At 48.0% G+C, this 7,982-nt stretch carries 5 protein-coding genes and 1 pseudogene; 5 read left to right on the forward strand and 1 reads right to left on the reverse strand.

Annotation, left to right across the window (positions count from 1 at the left end; genetic code table 11):
* The first annotated feature begins 290 nt into the window (after window positions 1–290).
* On the forward strand, window positions 291–4,568 hold the full coding sequence (locus BLR34_RS16730; protein ID WP_143414203.1) for a hypothetical protein: 4,278 nt from the start codon (window positions 291–293) through the stop codon (window positions 4,566–4,568).
* A 61-nt stretch (window positions 4,569–4,629) separates the two neighbouring features.
* On the opposite strand, the gene BLR34_RS16090 is transcribed toward BLR34_RS16730, so the two are convergent.
* Window positions 4,630–4,809 (reverse strand): hypothetical protein, encoded by a 180-nt coding sequence (locus tag BLR34_RS16090; protein WP_218120924.1) that lies wholly within the window; start codon window positions 4,807–4,809, stop codon window positions 4,630–4,632.
* Between the two features lie 513 nt (window positions 4,810–5,322).
* Between BLR34_RS16090 and BLR34_RS16095 the strand changes: the two genes are divergently transcribed.
* The 4 genes and pseudogenes from BLR34_RS16095 to BLR34_RS16110 form a co-directional block, all read left to right on the forward strand.
* Window positions 5,323–5,706 (forward strand): hypothetical protein, encoded by a 384-nt coding sequence (locus tag BLR34_RS16095; protein WP_092704876.1) that lies wholly within the window; start codon window positions 5,323–5,325, stop codon window positions 5,704–5,706.
* The gene (locus BLR34_RS16100) at window positions 5,693–6,562 is read left to right on the forward strand and encodes a hypothetical protein (protein WP_092704879.1); all 870 of its coding nucleotides are present in this window, start codon (window positions 5,693–5,695) and stop codon (window positions 6,560–6,562) included. Before BLR34_RS16095 ends, BLR34_RS16100 begins: the two co-directional genes overlap by 14 nt.
* On the forward strand, window positions 6,563–7,342 hold the full coding sequence (locus tag BLR34_RS16105; protein WP_092704881.1) for a DUF8168 family protein: 780 nt from the start codon (window positions 6,563–6,565) through the stop codon (window positions 7,340–7,342).
* Window positions 7,339–7,887, forward strand: a pseudogene (locus tag BLR34_RS16110) (hypothetical protein); the annotation flags it as partial. The gene BLR34_RS16105 and the pseudogene BLR34_RS16110, both read left to right, overlap by 4 nt.
* Window positions 7,888–7,982: the final 95 nt, after the last annotated feature.

The raw sequence follows: 7,982 nt of genomic DNA on the forward strand, positions 1-7,982 counted from the left end.
CCCTACGAAGAGTTCAAGCGAATCGCTCGAAACAACAAGATGATTTCACGAGCTCAGGCTGTGCCCGCTGTTGCGTCCTCGGGGTAAACACATACGATTTCAGAATCGATTTTCGGACTTAGAGAACATAGTCAGGATAATAGGGAACATGAAACTGGGCAAAATCAACACCACCATTTACATATTGTAGTAATATAATAATTCAAACATCGCTGGCATACTATGCCCGGGAATAAATATATTATATAAAAATGGAATTGAGACTAACTCCACCAGAAATACCAGATATCGTGGGTGAACTACAGTCTCAAAATCTTTTGGCAATTGGTGGACCAAAAGTAGGAAAAACCCACCATTGGTCAAAGTTAGATGATACTAAAGTTATCTCCCGGCTTGACGAGGTGTTAGATGACATTTCGGAGTCGAAGATTGTCGTTGATGATTTTTATAATGTGTACAGGGAATACCAATCATCATCCAATGCAGAAGCTTGTGCTCAGTTTCGTCAAATAATTAATAAAGAAGAGGGGGTCTGTTTTTCGACCCGCCCATACGATATAGAATATCTCCTGACAAATACAAGCTTATCAGAGGAACTGTTTGATGATTATAAAATATGTTTTATTGAATATTATGAGGCGGATACACTTGTGGAGTGTAATAAAATAGACAATGCAGTAGACGAGAAATATATTAAAGATAACTTAGATAGGCTACACTATACGTACAACTTCTCCACTCTCGACCTTCCTAAGTACCAGACCTATCTTCCTTATTTACTGATGGAATTCGCAAAGTTAGAAGGTGATTCTGCAGTATTCTGGAGCGATTTATCTGATACAGCAAAAGAAAAGATAAGTTACACTAGCTTTTCGGGACTTACAAATGCTATTAAGAAAAAGATTCCAGAAAATACCGCTCGAGAAGTGCTTGAAAAAGCTAATTTACTAGATGCTGGTTTAGCTGTGGGAGCAATAAATATCGGAGCAACATATCTGGCTATACCAATTGTTCTACGTAGTTTACTGACTGACGACACTCAAGAAAATATTCAGGACGAATTTGGGGATTTGCTAAGTAGAAATGTACTTCCTCATACTCAGGCCAAAATTGAAGAAAATGCAGATATCCCACCTCGGCAACTAGAATCACTCTCTCAGATTGCGGATCCAATATTTATTGACAGCCTTGAGTCGACCATAGAAGACCATGAAATCTATATCCAAGAGATTAGATCTGAGTTAAAAGATTTTGAAGACCAGTTTAAGAAATTTAGAGAGGCTAACGAGTCTATGAATTCTGGACTACGACCAATTTCTCGTTTTATCTCTGACCAATTTGAACGTGCTATTGGTGATACTTATGATCTAATATCTAATGAAAAGCAGAGAAAGAAGGACGTATTTCAGGAAGAGCTTGGATGGGAAAGTGAAAAGTCAACAAACAAGCTGGATGCCTTAGACGATCTCTTTTTGCATTCGGATGAGCTGGAACAAGTCTTAAATAAGTGTCCAGAGCTTGATGTTGTTGTCGTCACCGGCCCAATGGGGGTTGGAAAAACACGGTTCCTCTATGAAATGGGTGTAGAGCTAGAAAATCGAGGATATACAACAGGGGCTTGTAACTTACAGGCAAAGAATTTTATAAAACCTCGTGCCGAGTCCCTATCCTCTGATTCGGAAAATGTAGCACTCTTCTATCAGTTTAACGGGTGGGAGAATCATGCTACTGGGGAATTCCGTGAATTGTTTGCTCAAGAAATCGAATCTGAATATGATTTACTAGTAATTGAGTGTGGCCAGTCCCAGTTCACAGAATTCTCTAAGGCTTGGAAGCAAACTTCACAAACTGGAAATGATCACTTAGCAACTAAAGTAAAGCCTGATAAGATCGTTACTCTATCTTCAAGCAATGTTGATCAGCTAATCAGGGTACTCGATATAGAAGACGATAGCGTAATTCAGACAATTGTTGACGAGTCTGGAGGGAACCCATTGGTTGCGTTTGAGGCTTCGGTTTTATGGCACAGCTCTTCTGATCCCGAGATATCTGGTATAGGTAAACGAGGTGTGATCAGACGCAGACTTAGACAGGTTATTGAACATTTTGAGTCTCAAACATCGCATAGCGTTTCTCCTTCAGAGATAATGAAATCCTTAGCAGTTGTACGGCAAGTTAGTGATATTGACGAACTGCTAGAAATTTCAGGGATGGATCAAAAAGGTGCTACACGCGATTTGATACGTGGCTCCATGAATGGTTACGTGAACCAGTCAGGGAGCCAGATTGAATTAAAACCAACACTCTATGCCCAGATCCTATTTTGGGATATTTGGTTTGAGTCAAGTGTAACCGGAGATCTCCACCTACAGTCTAAACGAAATGACTACCTAGACCGTATCTCTGGATCTTATCCCCAAGGTTTCATTGGATGCGCTGAAAATTTGGGAGTAATATGGCAAGAGCCGTTGCAGAGAGAAACTACGGGCGGGGAAGTCGCTGATGTAATCATAAAATCAGCTCTGGAGATACTGGATAAAGCACAAAATGGCAAGTACTTTCCTGACTGTCTTTTAGCACTTGCTAGCTCTGGGATAACACTTCGTCGGGAAAATTTAGAGTCGATAGAACCTCTCAAATGGGCAAATGATAACGTTTCTGATGAGAATATTTCGTCTTCGGGCCCAAAGTTACAATGGGCATTCGTGCAATTAGCAACTAATTTTGTGATTGATGATTCTAATAATGAATTCCGCCAATTATTAGAGATGGGGGAACAAACTATTGCTGGAATATCAGACAATACCTCAAATAAAGAGTCCAGATATTTGATTCCATATTTTGCGCAAGTGTCAGCATTTATCGTGGATGATTTTGAACCAGATGAAGCGTCTGTATATCTTGATATTATTGAAGAAAAAGCTAAAGAGGTTGCGAAAGAAGTTGAGGTCAGGCAACATGACCGGTTGCTTTGGAATTTCTATTCATTAATCATTTGGCCGTTTGCAATGTCTGGCGAACAGCCTCAGGAAGTTACCGCTTGGGTCAAAGATATTGAAAAACGAGCCCAGAATTGTCAAATAAAGATTGAAAAAAGAGGTACCTTTGTACTCAGAGTCTTTGCTGGTGCTATTGGACGACTCGGTCCCGAAGAACCCAATAAATTGGAACAATGGGTGAGATTTCTGGAGAATAGAGCATCAAGGATTGATTGTGAGAGGGGCCTAATTTCAGACCATGAACTGTCTCTAATTAGGGAGTTTTATTCAATCGTAATCGGAGTTCTATCTGAATATTATAGACCCAGCAAAATGGAGACGTGGGTTGATTTTGCACTTGAGCGTCTTGCCCAGTTGATCGAATCCTCTACTTCCGAGATGAACAAACTAGTTCTGAGATTGACTTGTCAAGAAATGGAATATGTGTTGTTATTCACAGACACCTTTGTTGAGCGAAGCACGAAAGAAGGACCTGGCGACTGGTTTGAATTCATCTTAGAGAAATCAAAAGAGGTTATGGGTACAAATGACTTCTCCGATCGATTTTATCAAGAAGTGCTAATATTCACTCTTGCTAGAATTGCAGAAAAAAGGCTGGATACAGAAATTGACCAGTGGAGGGAGGAATATCTCGTCAGGTTTTCAGAGTATAATTCGGAGCCGAAAAGTGAGATTCGAGCTAAAGCCTTGGGTCAATCTCTATCCGCCATTGCACAATTCTCTGAGCCAGATGAAGTTGATGATTGGGTTGACGCCTACTTTAGCGGAATGGTACCTGAGGGAGATGAATATACAGATCAGATAGACAATTTTTGTGCTATTGCATTTTATGAAATGTTGTACACGGTAGACTCGGAAAGCTTCCGACCATGGGCAAATAGACTTTCAGATGTATATATTCGCAAGAAACCCCATCCAGATTCCGCTCCCGCATCACGAACAGATGTAGCTATTTATAACTTTTATCCTGATGCATTGTCTCGCTGTATGGGGAATTTACCATTCAACGATCAAATCAGTAGTAAAGTTAGCATCATCTTTGAACTAGCTAAGGATCAACCAGGGGCCACTCATACTCTCATGTATGGATTTTCTATTTTGTTAACCATCGATCGAACTTCTTGTGATAGTGATAGTCAAGAATGGATGGATTATATTGTAAGTAAGGGGCGAAATGAACTTCAGCCTGAGAAATTTGGTAGGTCTCTCCACATTTTGCTCCGAGGATTAAGTCGTGGTCTATGGAGTAATTTAGGTGATGAGCAACTGGAAACCTGGGCTATTAAGCTTCTATCGTACGAAAATTTATATCATGACATACTCGAATTCTTTGACGCTAGAATGAACGCTGAAAAAGGTAGCGTCCACCTTGTTAAATATACACTCCGGTTTGTGAGATTTGGCCAACAATCAGAATACCCGGGAGTGATTTATACAGAGTTACAAGCACGAATCGAAGAGATTCAAGATGAATTTCCTGAAGCATATGAGGTTCTTAACGGGACACCATCTGCTTCTCCGACGCGGTTGTTGAATAATTCTGGCGAGTTACGAGATGGAATAATATAATTTATTTACCATATATAAATAATCTATTAGGTTAACCATAACAGGTTATGGGTACTTCGTTTCACTCATCACAAATTGCTTTCTGTAACTCCCTATAGAGGTCTGGATGGTGTTCTTTGAGAATGTTAGCATCCTGTTCTAAAGCCGTAATCCGCTTGCGTATGCGTGAAGTAGCCTGATACCGCTTTTCAGCTGGTTCATCTGATTCTCTTTTAATGCGCTTCCTATCTGTCTCCGTCATGATTGCCGTCACGCCCATGAACTGAACATTGTCTACCAGATACAAGGACATTGGGTTATGTCCAAACCTGTTGGTCCCTAATCACATATTAGCTTATAACCTAACCTTTATTGTTGTGGGGATACATGTATCTAGTAAGAAGCGCGGTTCATGGGTCACAGAAAGTGGCCGCCTGCTGGCACAGGCGACCGCGCTTCGGGAGCAACCGAAGCATGAAGAAATCCGACGACAACAGACTTGAAAGCATCGCACGCGAACAGTACCACGACGCTTGCTACCTCGGAACGGACGGTGTTGGTGCCGACCACTTCTGGTCGATCTACCACCAGGCAGTCGTCATCGTCAGCTGTGACGGCAACGCTGTGGAGACAGTCGAGCTTGACAAGACCCCTACGAAACCCTCGAAGAGTGGCTGGACTACACTGAAACCGAGCGTGGTGAGTGGAAGAAGTTGCTCGTTGCAGATAGTGGCCTACCTGAGATGGTCGCCGGCGCAGTGGAGGTGGCGGGCTGATGCAACCCCAACAGTCGGTTGCAGACCTCGCCGCAGCGCGACTCGACACCGAAGACTACGATATCGACAACGCTGACGAGTGGGAGCCGATAGGAAGTCAGACCTTCTACACAGGGTCGTTCACTCCTGAGTCAGTCCAGACGAGTGGCGATGGAACGGTCGCTGGCTGGCTGCTCGAAGACGAGGATCTCGACGAGCGCACGCTCGAAGTGTTCTACGACACTGGTGGTGTCCACATTGCTATCGAAGGCAGCGGGGAAGCGGTCTTCGGGAGTACCGGTTGTGAGTTCCCACCGCAGCTAGCGAAACAAGTTGCCGCTGCGATGTACCAGGCAGCCATCGAACAGGAGCGCCGGTCGGAGGGAACCGATGGCGACGATTGATGAGATTGACCGGGACGTCTACGTCCGCATCCAGGCCGATCTGTTGGTGGTTGGCGACTCTATCATGACCAACCGCCATCATTCCAGCAACGGCAATTACAACGAGGACGAGCCACAAAACAAGATCGGTGGCATCATCCCGCCATTCTCACTCTCCGGGTGGCTCCGCCACGGGATGGAGAAGGTCGTCCAGAAGCGCGACACGACGGTTTGCCATCCTGGTGAGGCCAACGCGAACTTCCGAAAGGGTGATGTCTACGACCGCGATCTCAACGCTGGCTATCACGAAAAAGGTGCATGCGTCGAGGACGCCAACGAAGACGACGGCTGTGTTGTCTTCGATCTGTTCGGCGGATTCAACAACCAGTGCGGGAAAATCATGCGCCGACCGATCCAGTTCTCGCCGGTCCGGGATAGCGTGGACTACACGCGTGGACAAGCCGAAGGTCACTACCGCCGGTTGAACCGCAACGTCGTCTCACGGAATCGAGAGGATAACCGTGAACCGCTCCGGAATACGGAACTCGACGCCGTCGGCAATCTTGATGGGTCGTGGCACCTCTCGTTTCGCGAGCAGAAACCAGAGTTCGTCGGCCTCCTGATCGAGGCGATCGACTTCCTCGATACGCACAAGACTGACTTCATGCACCAGCTGGGCGGGGCTCGTAACTTCGGCGGTGGGATCGTCGATTGTGAGCTCATCAACCCACTCTACAGCGAGACAGAACTCCGCCGCGTGTTCGACCGCGGGAAAGATCCGACGAATAAGATGGGAGAGAAAGACGACGAGTGGGGCGAAGAGTACCGGCCCGCGTTCGTCGAGGCGCTCGAAGAACGGATCGAGGAGGGCTGGTAGATGACCGAGAACGCCGCCCTCAGCGAATTCCAGAGCGACGACGATGTGGATCCGATGGTCGCGGCGTACCGCCACGACGCCCACAAGCTCAACGGCGAACCTCACGAGTACGCGCCAGACACCTTCGCGGGCGTCCCGGTGAACCAGACGGTTCCCCACGGCGCGGACGGTGATGCGTCGGCACTCAGCCGGCCCACCGGCCAGCCTGAGCAGACCGTCGATACGCACGAGAACCATTACCGGCTCTCTCTGCTGTCAGGAAAGAGTCGCTACGATCCGGAGGAATTCACGCGAGCAGACATCGAAAGCGCCATGCGACAGCTACTGACGGAGAACGATCCCGAGACCATTCATCGGGCGTGGCTGGAGAGCGACATCGTCTCGGCGTTCAACGAGAGCGTCTACTACCCGTACACGAGTCTGAAGGACCATACCCTGCTCGTGGCGGCGCTCTTGGACAACTACCGCGCAGGTCACGAGTTCGCCAACCTACTCCTAGTGGTGGACCGCCCCGGAGAGATCGTACCCCACCGGACGGTCTACGCGGGCGACCGCTTCACCCTCCGGATCGACGCGAATGCCAACGGCCAGCCGTGGGCGCGCCTTGGAAGTCGCCCGTGGCGGTCGTGGGCGTCCACCTGGAAGCGCCTCACCGCGCACCCGCTCGACGTCGATTCCGACAAGGAGGACATGGTACTCGATGCGAACCTCCGGCGTATCTGGAGTTGGTCAACGGCGCTCCAGTACATCGAAGACTACGAGGGCGAGGTGAATCCATGACCCGCATCCAGCAAGTCCACTGGGAACTCAACATGGACTACCTCGGGCACCCGTACTACGTCTCGGGCAATGCGATCTATCACGCGCTTGGGATGCAGCTGGAGCACGACGTCCACCAGCACATTAACGCGAGTCACGGGATGTTCGTTCCAGGGCAGTTCGGGACGTTCCCCGAGGAGCACTCGCAGAGCGGGATTCGCCCGTACATGGGGTCGGCGCTCCCCGACGTCGAGAGCTACACCGACCTATTCCTGTTCCGTCACCCAGACCATCCGTGGCTGCTCGATTCACGGCCACGAGACGCACTCAACGCCCACGACATCCGTATCCAGAGCGGAATGCCCGCCCTTGCCCACGAAACCATCATGGGACGGCCGGACGACCACCGAAAGCAACAGCAGACGACGCGGTGGTACGTCACCGCCTACCTGCACGCCGATGACCCCGACCTCCTACCCTTGGGCGAGGACGTGCTTGATGGCCTCCAGTTCGGCGGCAAGCGTAACTACGGATTTGGCGAAGTCTCGCTGAAGGACACGCAGGTCCGGTACTTCCCAACCGGCGTGAGCAGCGGAGCTAAAGCGTCGCTCTGATTGAGGAAGATGTCCGGTTCAGAAGTGTGCTTGAGCTACCCGAACCG

The organism is Halovenus aranensis, assembly GCF_900100385.1.
Classification (GTDB): Archaea; Halobacteriota; Halobacteria; order Halobacteriales; family Haloarculaceae; genus Halovenus; species Halovenus aranensis.

Bases quoted from the DNA above. Each gene is read 5' to 3' on its own strand.
- BLR34_RS16100 (WP_092704879.1), top strand. From the start codon at position 5,693: ATGGCGACGATTGATGAGATTGACCGGGACGTCTACGTCCGCATCCAG.
- BLR34_RS16105 (WP_092704881.1), top strand. From the start codon at position 6,563: ATGACCGAGAACGCCGCCCTCAGCGAATTCCAGAGCGACGACGATGTG.
- BLR34_RS16090 (WP_218120924.1), bottom strand. From the start codon at position 4,809: ATGACGGAGACAGATAGGAAGCGCATTAAAAGAGAATCAGATGAACCA.
- BLR34_RS16095 (WP_092704876.1), top strand. From the start codon at position 5,323: ATGCAACCCCAACAGTCGGTTGCAGACCTCGCCGCAGCGCGACTCGAC.